Annotated in this window: 14 protein-coding genes; 8 read left to right on the forward strand and 6 right to left on the reverse strand. The window is 73.2% G+C overall.

Features of this window, described 5'->3' with window-relative positions; translation table 11 throughout:
• Positions 1–74 precede the first annotated feature (74 nt).
• Positions 75–353 carry a hypothetical protein gene (locus tag AB0G32_RS31000; protein WP_361170708.1) on the forward strand — a complete coding sequence of 93 codons (279 nt, stop codon included), beginning with the start codon at positions 75–77 and terminating at the stop codon, positions 351–353.
• 22 nt (positions 354–375) lie between these two features.
• Here the strand turns inward: AB0G32_RS31000 and AB0G32_RS31005 are convergent, their stop codons facing one another.
• The 3 genes from AB0G32_RS31005 to AB0G32_RS31015 form a co-directional block, all read right to left on the reverse strand.
• A complete protein-coding gene (locus AB0G32_RS31005) occupies positions 376–2,247 on the reverse strand; it encodes a rhamnogalacturonan lyase (protein WP_361170711.1) in 1,872 nt (623 codons plus the stop codon).
• A 131-nt stretch (positions 2,248–2,378) separates the two neighbouring features.
• Positions 2,379–3,116, reverse strand: a complete 738-nt coding sequence (locus AB0G32_RS31010) for a class I SAM-dependent methyltransferase (RefSeq protein ID WP_361170714.1) — start codon at positions 3,114–3,116, stop codon at positions 2,379–2,381.
• 5 nt (positions 3,117–3,121) lie between these two features.
• Positions 3,122–3,427, reverse strand: a complete 306-nt coding sequence (locus tag AB0G32_RS31015; RefSeq protein ID WP_361170717.1) for a 4a-hydroxytetrahydrobiopterin dehydratase — start codon at positions 3,425–3,427, stop codon at positions 3,122–3,124.
• A 135-nt stretch (positions 3,428–3,562) separates the two neighbouring features.
• On the opposite strand from AB0G32_RS31015, the gene AB0G32_RS31020 reads away from it, so the two are divergent.
• The 6 genes from AB0G32_RS31020 (at position 3,563) to narI (ending at position 11,982) form a co-directional block, all read left to right on the forward strand.
• The gene (locus tag AB0G32_RS31020) at positions 3,563–4,426 is read left to right on the forward strand and encodes a helix-turn-helix transcriptional regulator (RefSeq protein ID WP_361170720.1); all 864 of its coding nucleotides are present in this window, start codon (positions 3,563–3,565) and stop codon (positions 4,424–4,426) included.
• A gap of 96 nt (positions 4,427–4,522) precedes the next feature.
• Positions 4,523–5,338: an SAM-dependent methyltransferase gene (locus AB0G32_RS31025; RefSeq protein ID WP_361170723.1), complete on the forward strand. Its 816-nt coding sequence runs from the start codon at positions 4,523–4,525 to the stop codon at positions 5,336–5,338.
• Between the two features lie 108 nt (positions 5,339–5,446).
• On the forward strand, positions 5,447–9,142 hold the full coding sequence (locus AB0G32_RS31030) for a nitrate reductase subunit alpha (RefSeq protein ID WP_361170726.1): 3,696 nt from the start codon (positions 5,447–5,449) through the stop codon (positions 9,140–9,142).
• A gap of 1 nt (position 9,143) precedes the next feature.
• On the forward strand, positions 9,144–10,748 hold the full coding sequence (gene narH / locus AB0G32_RS31035) for a nitrate reductase subunit beta (protein ID WP_361170729.1): 1,605 nt from the start codon (positions 9,144–9,146) through the stop codon (positions 10,746–10,748).
• Positions 10,748–11,242, forward strand: coding sequence for a nitrate reductase molybdenum cofactor assembly chaperone (gene narJ / locus AB0G32_RS31040; protein WP_361170732.1), 495 nt, complete (start codon positions 10,748–10,750; stop codon positions 11,240–11,242). Before narH ends, narJ begins: the two co-directional genes overlap by 1 nt.
• A complete protein-coding gene (gene narI, locus AB0G32_RS31045; protein WP_361170735.1) occupies positions 11,239–11,982 on the forward strand; it encodes a respiratory nitrate reductase subunit gamma in 744 nt (247 codons plus the stop codon). The genes narJ and narI overlap by 4 nt, the downstream gene beginning before the upstream one ends.
• 4 nt (positions 11,983–11,986) lie before the next feature.
• On the opposite strand, the gene AB0G32_RS31050 is transcribed toward narI, so the two are convergent.
• A complete protein-coding gene (locus tag AB0G32_RS31050) occupies positions 11,987–13,816 on the reverse strand; it encodes a gamma-glutamyltransferase (RefSeq protein WP_361170738.1) in 1,830 nt (609 codons plus the stop codon).
• A 111-nt stretch (positions 13,817–13,927) separates the two neighbouring features.
• Here AB0G32_RS31050 and AB0G32_RS31055 point away from each other — a divergent pair, with 111 nt between their 5' ends.
• Entirely contained in the window at positions 13,928–15,052 is a 1,125-nt protein-coding gene (locus AB0G32_RS31055) for a hypothetical protein (protein WP_361170740.1), read from the forward strand.
• Positions 15,053–15,070: 18 nt separating this feature from the next.
• Here AB0G32_RS31055 and AB0G32_RS31060 read toward each other — a convergent pair whose 3' ends face one another.
• Complete coding sequence (locus AB0G32_RS31060) at positions 15,071–15,721, reverse strand: lytic transglycosylase domain-containing protein (protein WP_361170743.1); 651 nt, start codon at positions 15,719–15,721, stop codon at positions 15,071–15,073.
• Between the two features lie 103 nt (positions 15,722–15,824).
• A complete protein-coding gene (locus AB0G32_RS31065) occupies positions 15,825–17,042 on the reverse strand; it encodes an MFS transporter (RefSeq protein ID WP_361170746.1) in 1,218 nt (405 codons plus the stop codon).
• Between the last annotated feature and the right edge of the window lie 101 nt (positions 17,043–17,143).

Raw genomic sequence — 17,143 nt, forward strand, 5'->3', positions numbered from 1 at the left:
CACGCCCTTGCCGCCGTCGCACCGGGCCTCGACCGTGGGAACAGGTGTGGTGACCTTTCGACGACGGAGGCCGTATGCGGCGACGATGGAACGGCGCGCTGGGCCGGCTGCTGCTGGCGCTGGCCGTGCTGCTGGAGAGATCGATGGCGGGCGAACGGGCGACGACCCGCTGGAAGACCCGCCGGAACACGGCGTTGCAGGCGGCGCACCGGCGGGGCGTGCCGGTGGAGGCGCTCGCGACCCGCCTGGAGCTGACCCCGAAGTGGGTCCGGGACGTGGTCGGCGAGCCGCACAAGGAGGCCGCCGCGCAGACCGGCCGGCCGCGCGGGCGCCGGGCGCGGCCCCCCGGCTGAACCGGGAGACCGCGCCCGCGTGCTACGGCGTGTACACCGTGGGCCGCGGTGCCGTCGCCATCCCGTTGCCGAGGAAGAAACTCGGGTGCGGGGGCTGGTTGTAGGCGGTGTTCTGCCAGGCGAGGCCGGTGCGGTACATCGTGTCGTGGAGCAGGGTGGTGATCTTCGTGCTGGTCTCCACCGGGGTCGAGTAGATCCGCAGCGCGGTGTTGGAGCTGGTGCGCCAGATGACCTCCTCGCGCCAGTCGCCGAGGATGTCGCCGGAGAGCACCGGGGTGGCCTTGGTGCCGTTGTTGGAGGCGACGCCGGAGCCGGTGAGCAGGCGGGTGTCGGCGGAGGTGCCGTACTTGTCGATGTGGGTGCCGTCCAGGAGTTCGCGGACGGTGTCGCCGTCCCACCAGGACAGGAAGTTGGCGGAGGACGGTTCGCGGCCCTTGGTGGCGCCGGCCTCGTCGCGGATGTAGGTGTCGGAGGCGGACCAGACCTCGGCGCCGTCGTTGCCGGCGTAGATGTCACCGGCGACCCCGCGGCCGTTGTCGCAGCAGGCGTCGAGCTTCCAGCGGACCGCGCCGCTGGCCGGGTTGAGGTACACCTCGGCGGGCTGCGAGGTGGACTCGGAGACCTTGAAGTACTCCAGGCCCGAGGTGGACGGGTCCAGGTCGCCGAGGTGCTGGGCGTCGCCGTGGCCGGTCTTGGCGGTCCACAGCCCGTTGCCGTTGTCGTCGACCGCCATCGAGCCGTAGACGATCTCGTCCTTGCCGTCGTTGTCGACGTCCCCGACGGAGAGGCTGTGCGAGCCCTGGCCGTCGTAGCCCTTGCCGCTGTTGGTCGACGAGTTGGTGTCGAAGGTCCAGCGGCGGGTGAAGGCGCCGCCTCGCCAGTCCCAGGCGGCGATCACGCTGCGGGTGTAGTAGCCGCGGGCCATGATGAGCGAGGGCCGGGCGCCGTCCAGGTAGGCGGTGCCGGCCAGGAAGCGGTCCACCCGGTTGCCGTAGGAGTCGCCCCAGGAGGAGACGGTGCCGCGGGCCGGGACGTAGTCGACGCTGCCCATCGCCTTGCCGGTCTGGCCGTTGAACATGGTCAGGTACTCGGGGCCGGACAGCACGTACCCGGAGGAGTTGCGGTAGTCGGCGGACGAGCTGCCGATGACCGCGCCGGTGCCGTCGACCGTGGCGTCGGCGGTCTTCATGGCGACCTCGGCCTTGCCGTCGCCGTCGTAGTCGTACACCTGGAACTGGGTGTAGTGGGCGCCGGAGCGGATGTTGCGGCCCAGGTCGACGCGCCACAGCCGGGTGCCGTCGAGCTTGATCCCGTCGACGATCGTGTTGCCGGTGTAGCCGGACTGGGAGTTGTCCTTGGCGTTGGTCGGCTGCCACTTCAGGACGATGTCCAGGGCGCCGTCGCCGTCGAGGTCGCCGACCGAGGCGTCGTTGGCCTCGTAGGTGTAGGCGACGCCGTCGGGGGTGGTGCCGCCGGCGGGCGGGCTGATCGGCACGTCCTTGTAGCCGGCTCGGAACTGCACCGCGTTCACCGAGTCGGTCTGCTCGACGCCGTTCACGATCGCGCGGACGGTGTAGTCGGCCTGTTCCGGGGCGCCGGAGTGGAAGTAGTTGGTGGAGCCGGTGACCGGGGCCGGGTTGACCTTCGTGCCGGCCCGGTAGACGTTGAAGGAGACGTCGTTCGGGTCGGTGCCGAGCCAGCGCCAGCTGACCAGGTTGCCGGCCGAGGTGTGGACGCTGACGACGCCCCGGTCCAGCTTCTCGACCTGCCGGGCGGTCGCCGCCTCGGCGGTGTCGGCGGTGAGCGTGGTCAGCCCGGCGCCGGCCAGGGCGGTGACCGCGGCCAGGGTGGTGATGAGGACGCGGCGTCTGCCGCGCCCGTGCGGGTGCTTCATGGGGGTTGCCTCCTGAGAGGGGGGTGTTCCTCTCTCAGTCGCCGCCAAGGGCGCGGGAGTTGCCGCCCCATCCCCGCGGCGGGCGGCTCCCCGTCGCCGCCTGGGCCGGACCGCCGGCAGCGCCCCGCCGGTCAGGGCTTCTCGAACGCCAGCAGGGTGAACACCGGGTCGGGCCGGGGCCGGTCCTGGTCGGGGAGGGCCGCGAGGCGGGCGGCGAACCGTTCGGCGAGCGGGTCGCCCGGCGGCAGCGTCATGAACCAGCCGCGCCGCAGGTCGGCGATGGTGCGCCGGGGACTGCGGCCCTGCCCCCGGCCGGTGAACCGGGCCCGGCCGGCCGGGCGCAGCCCGTGTTCGCGGGCGTACGCCGCGACGGCTCCGGCCGAGTCCGGCACGACGCTGGGCGGCCGGGCGGTGAGGACGGCGTCGATGTCGCTGCCCACGTTGTGCGAGGGGCCCTTGTCGACCGTGGTCACGTACACCCCGCCGGGCCGCAGCACCCGGGCGCACTCCCCGACGATGGTGCGCGCGTCGGGCACGGCGGCCAGATGCAGCAGCCACACGCTGCTCACCGCGTCGAACGACCCGGCGCCGAACGGCAGTCGGCGGGCGTCGGCCCGCAGCACCGCGCCGGGCAGCCGGGCCGCCGCCCGCCCGATCATGGCGGCTGAGCGGTCCACGCCGGTCACCCGCAGTCCCGCGCGGGCCGCCGCCAGGCGCCGCGTGACGATCCCGGTGCCGCAGGCCGCGTCGAGCAGCCGGCCCGCCCCGGCCGGGACCAGGCTCAGCAGTGCCTCGGCTGCGGCGGCGGCCCTGGGCTCGCCGCCGCGGGCGGCGTCGTACCGCTCCGCTTCCTCGTCATAGTCCAGCACATACGTCAGTGTGCCCCGTGGCCCGCGGCCAGATCCTCCACCCGGCGGGCCAGCTCGAGATCCTTCTCGGTCACCGCGCCGCCCGCGCTGTGCGTGTGCACGCTCAGCGACACCGTGTCGTAGCCCAGGGTCAGATCGGAGTGATGGTCGAGCTCCTCCTGCACCTGGGCGATGTGCACGACCATCGCGGTGGCCGCGACGTGCGAGGCCAGCCGGTAGCCGCGGGTGAGGCGGCCGTCGTCGAGCGACCAGCCGGGCAGCTCGGCGAGCCGGTCCTCGATGTCCTGCTGCGACAGCGGTTCGCCGGGCATCGGCCGCGCTCCTTCCCGGTCCGGACGGTCTCCTGCCCAGCCTGCCACAGCACTTCGTGCCGGACCTCCCTTGTGGGACGGGCCGGGTGACGTGAAAGACTGGTGAAGTACTTCGGCGCGTTGGAGGGGCGTGGCGTGAGTGACCGTAGGCCCGCGCCCACTGTGGGACAGGTGGTGCTGGGAAAGCGGCTCCAGGAGCTGCGGGAGAGGTCCGGCCTGAGCCGCGAGGCCGCCGCGAAGGTGCTGCGGGTGGCCCCGGCGACGGTACGGCGGATGGAGACGGCCGAGGTCGCGCTGAAGATCCCGTACGTCCAGATCCTGCTGAACGCCTACGGGGTGCCCGACGCCGAGGTGACGTCCTTCGTCGACCTCGCCGAGGAGGCCAACCGGCCCGGCTGGTGGCAGCGGTACCACGACGTGCTGCCCGAGTGGTTCAGCCTGTACGTGAGCCTGGAGGGCGCCGCCCGGATCATCCGGTCCTACGAGCCGCACTTCGTGCCGGGACTGCTCCAGACGGAGGAGTACGCGCGGGCGGTGCTGGAGACCGGGACCATCGGGACGGCCGGCGAGGCGGCCGTGGAGCGGCACGTGGCGCTGCGCATGGAGCGGCAGGGGCTGCTGGCGCGCGCCCAGCCGCCGCACCTGTGGGTGATCATGGACGAGACGGTGCTGCGCCGCCCGGTGAGCGTCGACGGCGGGGTGATGCGCGAACAGCTCGACAAGCTGCTGGACTTCGCCGGGCGGGAGCGGGTGACCCTGCAGGTCGCCGAGTTCGACACCGGCCCGCATCCGGGGACGTACGCGCCGTTCACGCTGTTCCGGTTCGCCGAGCCGGAGCTGCCGGACATGGTGTTCACCGAGTATCTGACCGGCGCCCTGTACCTGGACTCCCGGGACGAGGTCTCCGCGCACCTGGAGGTGCTGGACCACATGACGGCGCTGGCCGCCTCCGCGCAGCGCACCCAGAAGATCCTGCGCGCGTACCGCGAGAGCTACTGAGCCGGTGCCACCGCCGAGCCGCGCGCCGCACGCCCGACGCCCCCGAGCCGCCCGACGAGCCCGACCCGCACGACGAGCCCGAGGAGAACGCCGCGCATGACCGCCCCAGACGACGCCGTGCCCGCCATCGACACCAGCCGGCCGCACCCCGCCCGGGTCTACGACTGGTGGCTGGGCGGCAAGGACAACTACCCGGTGGACGAGGAGCTGGCCCGCAAGATCCTCGCCGCCGACGAGACGGCGGTGCGCGGCGCCCGCGCGAACCGCCGGTTCATGCACCGGGCGGTCCGCACGGTCGCCGAGGCGGGCGTGCGCCAGTTCCTCGACATCGGCACCGGCATACCGACTCAGCCGAACCTGCACCAGGTGGCGCAGGGGGTCGCGGCCGAATCCCGGGTGGTGTACGCGGACAACGACCCGATCGTGCTGCGGCACGCCGAGGCGCTGCTGCGCGGCTCCGCCGAGGGCTCGACGGACTACGTGCACGCCGACGTCCGCGACCCGGACACGATCCTGCGGCTGGCGGCCGAGTCCCTGGACCTGACCCGGCCCGTCGCCCTGTCGCTGGTGGCGCTGACGCACTACCTGGGGGACGCGGCCGACGGCGACGACGCGCACGGCCTGCTGAAGCGGTACGTGGACGCCCTGGCCCCGGGCAGCTTCCTGATCCTGTCGCAGGTCACCGCGGATCTGAACCCGGAGGCGGTGGGCCGGGCCGCCGCCCTGTTCGCGCGCGGCGGCACCCCGTTCTTCCCGCGTCCGCTGGCCGGGTTCGCCCGCTTCTTCGACGGTCTGGAGCTGCTGGGTCCCGGCCTGATCCCGGTGACCGGGTGGCGGCCGGAGCCGGTGGACGTGGCGGCGCAGGAGGAGGGCATCGTGCCGGTGTACGCGGGGGTGGCCCGCAAGCCCTGACCCCGTCGGGGGTTCCCTGCCGGGAAACCCGTACGGGCCCCGTGAACGGGTGCGCTCCCATTGCCGGCCCTAGGTTCGTGAACCAGGGCCGGCAGCAAGGGAGCGCACGTGACTCAGACGCGGACACCGCCCACCGAGCCGGGGGCGGCACTGCTGCGCGCGGGCCGGTTCCTGCGCCGTGGGGCGGCCGCGCCCGACCTGCACAGCATCGGGCTGGCCGGCGGCCGGGAGGCGGACGCCTTCTACCGGGACCGCTGGAGCCACGACAAGGTCGTCACCTCCACGCACGGCGTCAACTGCACGGGTTCGTGCCGCTGGAACGTGTTCGTCAAGGACGGCATCATCACCTGGGAGACCCAGGCGACGGACTACCCGTCGGTCGGCCCGGACCGCCCCGAGTACGAGCCGCGCGGCTGCCCCAGGGGCGCCGCCTTCTCCTGGTACACGTACTCCCCCACCCGGGTGCGCTACCCCTACGTGCGCGGCGTGCTCCTGGAGATGTACCGGGAGGCCAAAGCCCGGCTGAAGGACCCGGTGCTGGCCTGGGCCGACATCCAGGACGACCCGGAGCGGCGGCGCCGCTACCAGGTGGCCCGGGGCAAGGGCGGCCTGGTGCGGGCGTCCTGGGACGAGATGGTGGAGCTGGTGGCCGCCGCGCACGTGCACACCATCAAGAAGCACGGCCCGGACCGGATCGCCGGGTTCTCCCCGATCCCCGCGATGTCGATGGTGTCGCACGCGGCGGGCGCCCGCTTCCACGCCCTGATCGGCGCCCCGATGCTGTCGTTCTACGACTGGTACGCCGACCTGCCCGTCGCCTCCCCGCAGGTCTTCGGCGACCAGACCGACGTACCGGAGTCGGGCGACTGGTGGGACGCGGCGTACCTGATCATGTGGGGGACGAACGTCCCGGTGACCCGCACCCCGGACGCGCACTGGATGGCGGAGGCCCGCTACCGGGGCCAGAAGGTCGTCGTGGTCTCCCCGGACTACGCCGACAACACCAAGTTCGCCGACCAGTGGCTGCATCCGCACCCCGGCACCGACGCCGCGCTGGCGCTGGCCATGGGGCACGTGGTGCTGAAGGAGTTCTTCGTCGACCGCGACACACCCTTCTTCACCGACTACGTACGGCGCTTCACCGACCTGCCGTTCCTGGTCACCCTGGCCGAGCGGGACGGGGCGTACGTGCCGGCGAAGTTCCTGCGCGCCGCCGACCTCGGGCAGGCCGGCGAGGACGCGCGGTGGAAGACGGTGGTGCTGGACGAGGCGACCGGCCGCGCGGTCGTGCCGAACGGCTCGGTCGGCTTCCGCTGGAACGAGGCCGACCAGGGCAGGTGGAACCTGGACCTCGGGGAGGTCGGCCCCCGCCTCACCCTGCACGGCCACGAGGCGTCGACCGGCGTGGAGGTGCTCCTCCCCCGCTTCGACACCGACGGCGGCACCCACGGACAGGGGCGCGGCGAGGTGGTCCGGCGCGGGGTGCCCGCGACCCGGCTCGGCGGCCCCGACGGGCCCCTGGTGACCACCGTCTTCGACCTGCTGCTGGCCCAGTACGGTGTGGCCCGCCCCGGCGTCCCGGGCCACTGGCCGGCGTCGTACCAGGACGCGGCGGACCCCTGCACCCCGGCCTGGCAGGAGACGCACACCTCGGTGCCGGCGGCGGCCTGCGTGCGCATCGCCCGGGAGTTCGCGCGGACCGCCGAGCGCTCCAAGGGCCGCTGCATGATCCTGATGGGCGCGGGGACCAACCACTGGTTCCACTCCGAGACGATCTACCGGGCCTTCCTCGCCCTGCTCCAGCTGACCGGCTGCCAGGGCCGCAACGGCGGCGGCTGGGCGCACTACGTGGGCCAGGAGAAGTGCCGCCCGCTGACCGGCTGGGCCGCCCTGGCCGGCGGTCTGGACTGGTCCCGGCCGCCCCGGCAGATGATCGGCACCGGGTACTGGTTCCTCAACACCGACCAGTGGCGCTACGACCGGTTCAGCGCCGATGTGCTGGCCTCACCGCTGGGCGAGGGCCGGTTCGCGGGGATGACCGGCGCGGACTGCCTGGCGCTGTCGGCACGGGCGGGGTGGATGCCGTCGTACCCGACCTTCGACCGCAATCCACTGGAGCTGGGCGAGGTGTTCGGCGATCCGGTGGCCAAGGCGGTGGCCGAACTGCGCGCCGGGACCCTGAAGTTCGCCTGCGAGGATCCGGACGCGCCGGAGAACTGGCCCCGGATCGTGACCCTGTGGCGGGCCAATCTGCTGGGTTCCTCCGCGAAGGGCGCCGAGTACTTCACCAAGCATCTGCTGGGCACGCACTCGTCGCTGCGCGCCGAGGAGGCGGCACCGGAGCAGCGCCCCCGGGACGTGGTCTGGCACGACACGGCCCCCGAGGGCAAGCTCGACCTGCTGCTCTCCCTGGACTTCCGGCACACCTCCTCCACCCTGCTCTCCGACGTCGTGCTGCCGGCCGCGACCTGGTACGAGAAACACGACCTGTCCAGCACCGACATGCACCCCTACGTGCACGCCTTCTCCCCGGCCGTGGACCCGCCCTGGCAGGCCCGCACCGACTTCGACACCTTCAAGGCGCTGGCCGACAAGCTCAGCGAACTGGCCGTCGGCCACCTCGGCGTCCGCAAGGACCTGGTGGCCTCGCCGCTCCAGCACGACACCCCGGGCGAGCTGGCCCAGCCGGGCGGTGTGGTACGGGACTGGCAGCGCGGCGAGTGCGAACCGGAGCCGGGGAAGACCATGCCCGCGCTGGCCGTGGTGGAGCGGGACTACCCGGCGGTCGGCGCGAAGTTCGCGGCGCTCGGCCCGCTGGTGGAGGCGGGCGGGCTGCCCGCCAAGGGCATCGCCCTGCGCCCGGACGCGGAGGTGACCGTGCTGCGGGAGCTGAACGGCGCGGTGCGCGGCGGCCCGGCGGACGGCCGGCCGGCGCTGGACACGGCGGTGAAGGCGGCCAACACGATCCTCGCCCTGTCCGGCACCACCAACGGCCGGCTGGCGGTGCAGGGGTTTCGCACCCTGGAGGCGAAGACCGGGCAGCCGATGGCCCACCTGGCCGCCGAGCACGAGGGCCGCCGGGTCACCTACGCGGACACCCAGTCGGCGCCGGTCCCGGTGAACGCCTCCCCGGAGTGGTCGGGCAGTGAGCACGGCGGCCGCCGCTACACGGCGTTCACGCAGAACACCGAGCAGCTCAAGCCGTGGCACACGCTCACCGGCCGGCAGCACCTCTTCCTCGACCACGACTGGATGCACGAGCTGGGCGAGGCACTCCCCGTCTACCGCCCGCCGCTGGACATGCACCGCCTGTTCGGCGAACCCCGGCTCGGCCCGGACGGCGCCCGGGAGGTGACGGTCCGCTACCTCACCCCGCACAACAAGTGGTCGATCCACTCCGAGTACCAGGACAACCTGTTCATGCTGTCGCTGTCCCGGGGCGGCCAGACCATCTGGATGGCGCCGCAGGACGCGGACGCGATCGGGGTGGCGGACGACGACTGGATCGAGGCGGTCAACCGCAACGGCGTGGTGGTGGCCCGCGCGGTGGTCTCGCACCGGATGCCGCCCGGCACGGTCTACATGCACCACGCGCAGGAACGCACGGTGGGTGTCCCGCTGACCGAGACCACCGGCAGGCGCGGCGGCATCCACAACTCGCTCACCCGGCTGATCCTCAAACCGACCCATCTGATCGGCGGCTACGCCCAGCTGTCCTGGGCGTTCAACTACCTCGGTCCGACCGGCAACCAGCGCGACGAGGTGACGGTGATCCGCCGCCGCGGCCAGGAGGTCGAGTACTGACATGCGTGTGATGGCACAGATCGCGATGGTGATGAACCTCGACAAGTGCATCGGCTGCCACACCTGCTCGGTCACCTGCAAGCAGGCCTGGACCAACCGCCGGGGCATGGAGTACGTCTGGTTCAACAACGTGGAGACCCGGCCGGGGCAGGGCTACCCCCGCCGCTACGAGGACCAGGACAAGTGGCGCGGCGGCTGGGAGCTGAACAAGCGGGGCGCGCTGAGGCTCAAGGCGGGCGGCCGGTTCAAGAAGCTGGCCGGGATCTTCGCCAACCCGAAGCTGCCGGAGATCAAGGACTACTACGAGCCCTGGACGTACGACTACAAGAACCTCACCGACGCCCCGCTGGGCACCGACTACCCCGTCGCCCAGCCCGTTTCCCAGCTCGACGGCAAGCCGATGAAGATCAGCTGGTCCTCGAACTGGGACGACAACCTGGGCGGCGCCCCGGCCTACGGCGACCTCGACCCGATGGTGGAGCGGGTCCGGCGGCAGGCGGCCGAGAAGGTGCGGTTCGCCTACGAAGAGACCTTCATGTTCTATCTGCCGCGGATCTGCGAGCACTGCCTCAACCCGTCCTGCGTGGCGTCCTGTCCGTCGGGGGCGATGTACAAGCGGGCGGAGGACGGCATCGTCCTGGTCGACCAGGACCGCTGCCGGGGCTGGCGGATGTGTGTGACCGGCTGCCCGTACAAGAAGGTGTACTTCAACCATCGCACCGGCAAGGCCGAGAAGTGCACCTTCTGCTACCCGCGCATCGAGATCGGCCAGCCCACGGTCTGCTCGGAGACCTGTGTGGGCCGGCTGCGCTATCTCGGCGTGCTGCTCTACGACGCCGACAAGGTGACGGCGGCGGCCGAGACGACCGACGAACGGGAGTTGTATCAAGCCCAGTTGGACGTGTTCCTCGACCCGGAGGACCCCGGGGTGCGACGGGCCGCCGAGGCGGCGGACATCCCGTACGACTGGATCGAGGCGGCCCGGCGCTCCCCCGTGCGCGCGCTGGTGAGCACGTACCGGGTCGCGCTGCCGCTGCATCCGGAGTACCGGACGATGCCGATGGTCTGGTACATCCCGCCGCTGTCCCCGGTGGTGGACGCGCTCACCGACACCGGGCACGACGGCGAGGACGCCGACAACCTGTTCGGCGCCATCGACACCCTGCGCATCCCGCTGGAGTACCTGGCGGAGCTGTTCGCGGCCGGGGACACCGCTCCGGTGCGGGCGTCGCTGGAGAAGCTCGCCGCGATGCGCGCCCACATGCGGGCGGTCAACCTCGGTGAGGAACCCGACCCGCGGGTGGCCGGCGCGGTCGGCATGACGCCCGGCGCGATCGAGGACATGTACCGGCTGCTGGCCATCGCCAAGTACGAGGAGCGGTACGTGATTCCGACGGCGGCCGTCGGGGACGCGCACCGCCTGGAGGCGGCCGCGCTGCCGGACACCTGCAGCCTGGACTTCGACGGCGGGCCGGGCGCGGGCGGCGACGGGCCGTTCGGCCAGGACTCGGGACGCAAGCGGCTGCCGCTGGTGCCGGTGGAGAACTTCCACCTGCTGCGCCGCCGGCAGACCGCCGACGAACCGTCCGACGAGAGGGAGGTCTGATGCCCGGTTTCGAGGTGCTCTACCAGGCGGCGGCGCTCTGCCTGACCTACCCGGACGACGACTTCCGGGCCCGGCTGCCGCTGCTGCGCGAGGCGGCGCCGCAACTGCGCGGGTTCACCGACCACGCGGCGCTGACCTCGCAGTCCGACCTCCAGGCGCACTACGTCGAGGTGTTCGACTTCAAGAACCGGCACAGTCTGTATCTGAGCTGGTGGAGCGACGGCGACACCCGGCGGCGCGGCATGTCCCTGGTCCGCTTCAAGGAGTGCTACCGGGCGCACGGCCTGGAGTGCACCGAGGAGGAACTGCCCGACTTCCTGCCGGCCGTGCTGGAGCTGGCCTCCCGCACCGGCGACACCCGGCTGCTGGTCGAGTACCGCGACGCCCTGGACCAGCTCCGCACCCGCCTCACCGGCTGCGGCACACCGTACGCGTGTGTCCTGGACGCGGTGTGCGCCACCCTGCCGCCCGCGACCGCCGGAGCCCGCCGATGACCGTCTTCCTGTGGGGTGTCCTGCCCTACGCCGCGTTCCTGTCCCTGGTGGCCGGCCTGGTGTGGCGGCACCGCTACGACCGGTTCGGCTGGACCAGCCGCTCCTCCCAGGTGTACGAGTCGAAACTGCTGAACATCGCCTCCCCGGTGTTCCACTACGGCATCCTGTTCGTCCTCGTCGGCCATCTGATCGGCCTGTTCGTCCCGGAGTCGTGGACCGACGCGATCGGCGTCGACGAGCGCGCCTACCACCTCTTCTCGCTGTACGGCGGCACCCTCGCCGGGGTGCTGGCGGTGGCCGGCATCGCGGCGCTGGTCTACCGGCGGCGCACCAACGCGCCGGTGTTCCGGGCCACCACCGGCAACGACAAGTTCATGTACGTCTTCCTGGTCGGCGCGATCGTCCTCGGCATGGTCGCCAAGCTCGCCCACTCCACCGGCACCGGCTACGACTACCGGCACTCCATCGCCCCGTGGTCGCGCAGTCTGTTCCGGCTCAGCCCGGAGACCGGGCTGATGACCGGGGTGCCGGTGCTGTACCAGGCGCACGCGGTGATCGGCATGCTGCTGATCGCGCTGGTGCCGTACACCCGGCTGGTGCACATGTTCAGCGCGCCGGTGCAGTACCTGTTCCGGCCGTACGTGGTCTACCGCTCCCGCGATCCCGAGCAGTTGGGTCCGCGGCCGGACCGGCCGGGGTGGGAGCGGGCGGAGCTGCGCGGGCCGGGCGGGGGACGCTAGCGGGTCACCTGCCGACCGCGTACCCCTGCATCATGCGCGGGTTGGCGGCCGCCGACAGCACGCCGGTCTCCGGGTCCCGGGCGACCGCGCACAGCCGTCCCTCCGACCAGGGGTCGGCGACCGTGACCCGGTGCCCGCGGCGGCGCAGACCGGAGATCACGGTGTCGTCGAAGCGGGACTCCAGGACGAGCGATCCCGGGTCCATGAGCCGCGGGTAGAACGAGGACGGGAAGCTTTCGGTGTGCCAGTTCGGCGCGTCGATGGCGCCTTGCAGGTCGTAGCCGCCACGGAACCTCGCGCGCAGGGCGACGGCGAGCAGGAAGTGCAGGCTCCACTGGTCCTGCTGGTCGCCGCCGGGGGTGCCGAAGGCGAGCACCGGCACACCGTCGCGCAGGGCCAGGGAGGGGGTGAGGGTGGTGCGGGGGCGGCGGCCGGGGGTGAGGGAGTTGGGCAGGCCGGGCTCCAGCCAGGTCATCTGGAGCCGGGTGCCGAGCGGGAAGCCGAGGGCGGGGACGACCGGGTTGGACTGGAGCCAGCCGCCGCTCGGCGTCGCCGAGACCATGTTGCCCCAGCGGTCCACGATGTCGAGGTGGCAGGTGTCGCCCCGGGTGGCGCCGTCCCGGGCGACGGTCGGCTCCCCGGCCCCGGCCGCGGTGGTGCCCCGGCGGGCCGGCCCGGTGGCGAGTCCCGGCAGCCTGGGGGTGCGCCCGTCGGGGCGGCCGGGGCGCAGCTCGTACGAGGCGTGCGCGGGGTCGATCAGCGCGCGCCGCCCGGCGTTGTACCCGGCCGACAGCAGCGTCGGCAGGGGGACGTCGGCCCCGTCCGCGTCGCCGTACCAGGCCTCGCGGTCGGCCATCGCCAGCTTGGTGCCCTCGACGAGGGTGTGCACGTACTCGGCGCTCGCGTACTCGGTCCCGCTGCCCGGGGTGCCGAAGTCGTCGTCCAGCAGGGCGAGTTGCTGGAGCAGGGCCGGTCCCTGGCTCCACGGGCCGGCCTTGGCCACGGTCCAGCCGTTCCAGGTGCGGGTGACCGGCTCCTCGTAGTGCGCGGTGTATCCGGCGAGGTCGTCGCCGGTGAGGGTGCCGGGGTGGCGTTCGCCGGAGGTGTCCATGGTGGGGCGGGCGGCGAAGGCGGCCAGTTCCTCGGCGATGAAGCCCTCCCGCCAGACGCGGCGGGCCGCCGCTATCTCTCCCTCCCGGCGCTCGGAGCGGGTGGCGCCCGAGGGGACGGCGGCCCGCGCCTCGCTGAGCAGTCGCCGCCAAGTCGCCGCGAGGGCATGGTTCTTGAGGAGTGCGCCGGGGGCCGGGGAACGGCCGCCGGGGAGGTAGAGCTCGGCGGAGGTGGTCCACTCGGTCTCGAACAGCTCCCGGACCGTCTCGACCGTCGCGCCGATCCGCTCGACCGCCGGATGCCCGTGTTCGGCGTACCCGATGGCGTACTTCAGCACGTCCGCGAGGGACTTGGTGCCGTGGTCGCGCAGCAGGAGCAGCCAGGCGTCGAAGGCGCCGGGCACGGCGGCGGCCAGCGGGCCGGTGCCGGGCACCAGGTCCAGGCCGAGCGAGGTGTAGTGCGCGATGCTCGCGCCGGCCGGCGCGGGTCCCTGCCCGCACAGCACCCGGGGCGCGGCCCCGGCGGGCGCGAGGACGACCGGCACCTCGCCCGCCGGGCCGTTCAGATGCGGTTCCACGACGTGCAGCGTGAACGCCGCGGCCACCGCCGCGTCGAAGGCGTTGCCGTCGTCCTCCAGTACCGCCATGGCGGCGGCGGAGGCCAGCCAGTGCGTGGTCGCCGCCATGCCGTGGGTGCCCTGGAGGGTGGGGCGGGTGGTGAACATACGGCTCAGGCTACCCATCGCTCCCGCCCCTTACCTCGGTGATCAACTCGGCGTAATCTCCTGCTGGGTACAACTTCTTCACACAGGGGTCGGGAGAGCCGGATGCAGCACGTGTCCACACCAGTGTCCAGGGCGCTGGGGGCGACCGCCCTGGGGTCCGCGGCGGTCGCCTGGCTCGCGGCGGGGTTCCACTTCATCGGTGCCCCGCGCTGGGACGTCCTGGTGCCGCTGGGACTGGCCGCGCTGTCGACGCTGGGATGGGTACTGGCCTGCCGCGCGGCACCGGCCGTGCGACCACTGCCCGCGACCGCGCCGCCGAGCGGCACGATCCCCGGCAGGCTGGGGCCGATCCGCCGTGACTGGGGGTTCGCGGCGGCGGCCTGGCTGACCGTCTGGGCCCCGTACGTGGCCGGCCGGACCGCCTGGAAGGGCGACGGGTCACCGCTCGGCGCCCTGTACTGCCTGCTCGCCTGGTTCCTCGGAGTGGTGCTGACCCTGTACGTCATCGGTCTGCTCAAGAACCAGCTCTACCCCGCGCAGCGGATGCTGCGGGCGGACGCCGCGGCGGGCGGGGTGCACGCGGTCCGGGTCCGGTTCGGCACCCCGCTGCGGGGGGTGTACCGCTACCCGGCCGGGACCGGCGTCGGCAAGATCGCCGCCTCCGTCACCCACGGCATCGAGCTGGTGCCCGAGAACGGCGGCGAAGGGCCGGTCGTCCGGCTGCTGGCCATGGAGGGCGACAACTTCCGGATCGCCCTCGGCGACAAGCACCTCACCCACGCCGCCGCCCAACTGGTCGGCCACACCGGTTGGCTGTGCTGGCCCACCCGGTGGCGTGACATCGCGGCCACGAACGCCGAGCACAAGGTGCCCGCCGCCTTCGTCTCCGACTCCGGCCATGTGGTGTGGGGTCAGACGGCGGAGGACAACCACACGCCCTACCTGCGGGGCGGCGCCGCGCCGCGGCACGCCACCGACCCGGCGCGCGCCGCCGGTCCGCTGCCCCGGCCGTCCCGGTACTTCCCGAAGACGCACGCCTCGCACCTGCGGATCGCGGCCGTCGGCGCCCTGCTGGCCGTCCCCTTCCTCACCGGCGTCGTCTCGTCCTGGCCGGGCATGCTGCTGGGCGTGGCGGCCGGGGCGGCCGGGTCCTTCGCGGGCATGGCCATGACCGGTGCGGGTGTGGACAAGGAACCGTGGACCACGCGGGAGAGTTCACACCCCTCACTGCGGTGACCGGCGCCTGACGGTGCGTCAGTGCGGCGGCGTGCCACTGTGTTCGGCCGCCGCGAGGGCCGCCGCGGCCCGGCCCCGGTGGGTACGGAACCGGCGCAGGTACGACCGGGCCATGGGGCCCGGCGGGACGCCCCGGGCGAAGGCGCGCATGTTGCGCCCGCCGGTGTTGTAGCCCAGGGCGAGCAGTTCGTCGCGGGTGTAGCGGCGCACGTGGTGCGCCGGGAGGCTCCGGTCGAGGTCCGCCAGGTGCAGGGCGGCCACCTCGACGGCGAACCCGGGGTCGGCCCACAGGTCCTGCCAGCGCCCCGGCAGGCTATGCGCGCGCCGGACCCGTTCGAAGGCCGCGCGGTGCATGTTGGCCACCCCGAGGGAGGCACCGGGCTTCCACCACTGCCACAGCCGCTCCAGCAGCGGATGGTGCGGTTTGTACGCCTCGTTGTAGAGGACGGTCATCAGGAGCAGCGGGGACACTCCGGCCGCCGCGGCACCGCGCACGACCGGGGCGGCGTAGGCGGCCGGGTCGTAGCCGCCGGGCCGCAGCGGGGGCGTCGGGGCGCCCCGGTGGTCGGCCGGCCGGGGCACCGGCCCGTCCGGCCCCTGTCCGTCGGCCGCTCTCCGGTCCGTCCCGCTCCCGTCCGTCCCTCGGCCGTTCATCTCTTGCCCGTTCATCCGCACGCACCTCTCCTGGAGCGCCCACCGTCGTGGGATGCGCGTGCCCGGGGGATCGGGAGCCATGCCGGTGCGCGGTGGCCGGGCCCGGCGGGCGGTCGCGTCAGGCGCCGGCGGCGGCCGGTGCGGGGGCCGCCGTGCGGCGCAGCGCGGCGACGCCGAACGGTATCGCCAGCAGGGCGAACAGGGCGACGACCAGGACGTAGCCGACCGCGGTGTCGCGCAGTCCCGCGTGCGGCACGATCAGGCCGGCCACCACCGCCGGGACGCTGTTGGCCAGGTAGCAGACCACGTAGACCGAGGCGAAGAGCTGGGCCCGCTTGGCGTGGCCGGCGGTCTGCGCCAGCATCCGGAAGGCGCCGAAGAAGGACAGGCCGAAACCGAACCCGGCGACGACGGCCGCGGCCAGCAGCAGGGGCATCGACGGGATCAGGAGCGCGGGCAGGGTCAGCACGGCGCCGACCACCAGGCCGCCCGAGCCGGTCACCATCATCCGCAGCGGCGCCATGGCGCGCAGCGTGACGCAGGCCACCGCGGCGGCTCCGCAGAGCAGGGCCACCAGCAGGCCGGCCACGACGTGGTTGCCGGTGTGCAGGATGTCGACCGTCAGCGACGACCCCAGCGAGAGGTACAGGCCGCCGATCGCCCAGCTCGCGATGAAGGCGGGCACCGCGATCAGGAAGGCCGCCCGGTCGGCGGGCGGAACGGCGACCCGGGGCCGCAGCGAGGCGCGGGTGCCGGGGTGCAGCGGAGAGGTCTCGGGGATCAGCGGCACGGTCGCGGCCAGCAGCAGGAAGGCGGCCACCAGCAGCGCGAAGACGACGATGTGCGGAGCGGGCGCGTACTGGGTGAGGACGCCGCCGGCCAGGGCGCCGAGGGCCATGCCGACGGCCGTGCCGCTGCTGGTCAGCAGCGGGCCGAGCTTGGAGCCCGGGTGCTGGAGGTCGATCAGTCCGGCGCTGATGGCGCCGGTGGCGGCACCGGTGGCGAGCCCCTGCAGGGCCCGGCCGGCGATCAGCTGGCCGACGCCGCCGGCGGTCATCAGCAGCGCCATCGCGGCGGCCTCGCCCACCAGCGCGGCCACCAGTACCGGGCGCCGGCCCAGGTGGTCGGAGAGCCCGCCGACCACCAGCAGGGCGGCCAGCAGGGCCACGGCGTAGACGGCGAAGACGACGGTGAGGGCGGTGGCCGACAGGCCCCAGCGGTGCGCGTAGTCGGAGTAGAGCGGAGAGGGCGCGCTGCTGGCGGCCATGAGCGTGAGCTGGGTGAGACCCAGCAGCCAGAAGCCGGCTCCACGGGTCAGGCGCGGGGGGACGGACACCGGGTGCCGGAGCCGGCCGAAGAGCGGTGGACATGAGGACTCCAGAGCGACTGTTCCATGATTCTCGAATAGTGGGAGCCTACTCCGCCTTCGATGAATGT

This window comes from Streptomyces sp. NPDC023723 (assembly GCF_040639815.1).
Taxonomy (GTDB): Bacteria; Actinomycetota; Actinomycetes; order Streptomycetales; family Streptomycetaceae; genus Streptomyces.

What these genes read in the sequence shown, in the direction of transcription:
- AB0G32_RS31060 (WP_361170743.1), bottom strand. Translation starts at nt 15,721, where the DNA reads ATGAACGGGCAAGAGATGAACGGCCGAGGGACGGACGGGAGCGGGACG.
- AB0G32_RS31015 (WP_361170717.1), bottom strand. Translation starts at nt 3,427, where the DNA reads ATGCCCGGCGAACCGCTGTCGCAGCAGGACATCGAGGACCGGCTCGCC.
- AB0G32_RS31050 (WP_361170738.1), bottom strand. Translation starts at nt 13,816, where the DNA reads ATGTTCACCACCCGCCCCACCCTCCAGGGCACCCACGGCATGGCGGCG.
- narJ (WP_361170732.1), top strand. Translation starts at nt 10,748, where the DNA reads ATGCCCGGTTTCGAGGTGCTCTACCAGGCGGCGGCGCTCTGCCTGACC.
- AB0G32_RS31005 (WP_361170711.1), bottom strand. Translation starts at nt 2,247, where the DNA reads ATGAAGCACCCGCACGGGCGCGGCAGACGCCGCGTCCTCATCACCACC.
- AB0G32_RS31025 (WP_361170723.1), top strand. Translation starts at nt 4,523, where the DNA reads ATGACCGCCCCAGACGACGCCGTGCCCGCCATCGACACCAGCCGGCCG.
- narH (WP_361170729.1), top strand. Translation starts at nt 9,144, where the DNA reads ATGCGTGTGATGGCACAGATCGCGATGGTGATGAACCTCGACAAGTGC.
- AB0G32_RS31000 (WP_361170708.1), top strand. Translation starts at nt 75, where the DNA reads ATGCGGCGACGATGGAACGGCGCGCTGGGCCGGCTGCTGCTGGCGCTG.
- narI (WP_361170735.1), top strand. Translation starts at nt 11,239, where the DNA reads ATGACCGTCTTCCTGTGGGGTGTCCTGCCCTACGCCGCGTTCCTGTCC.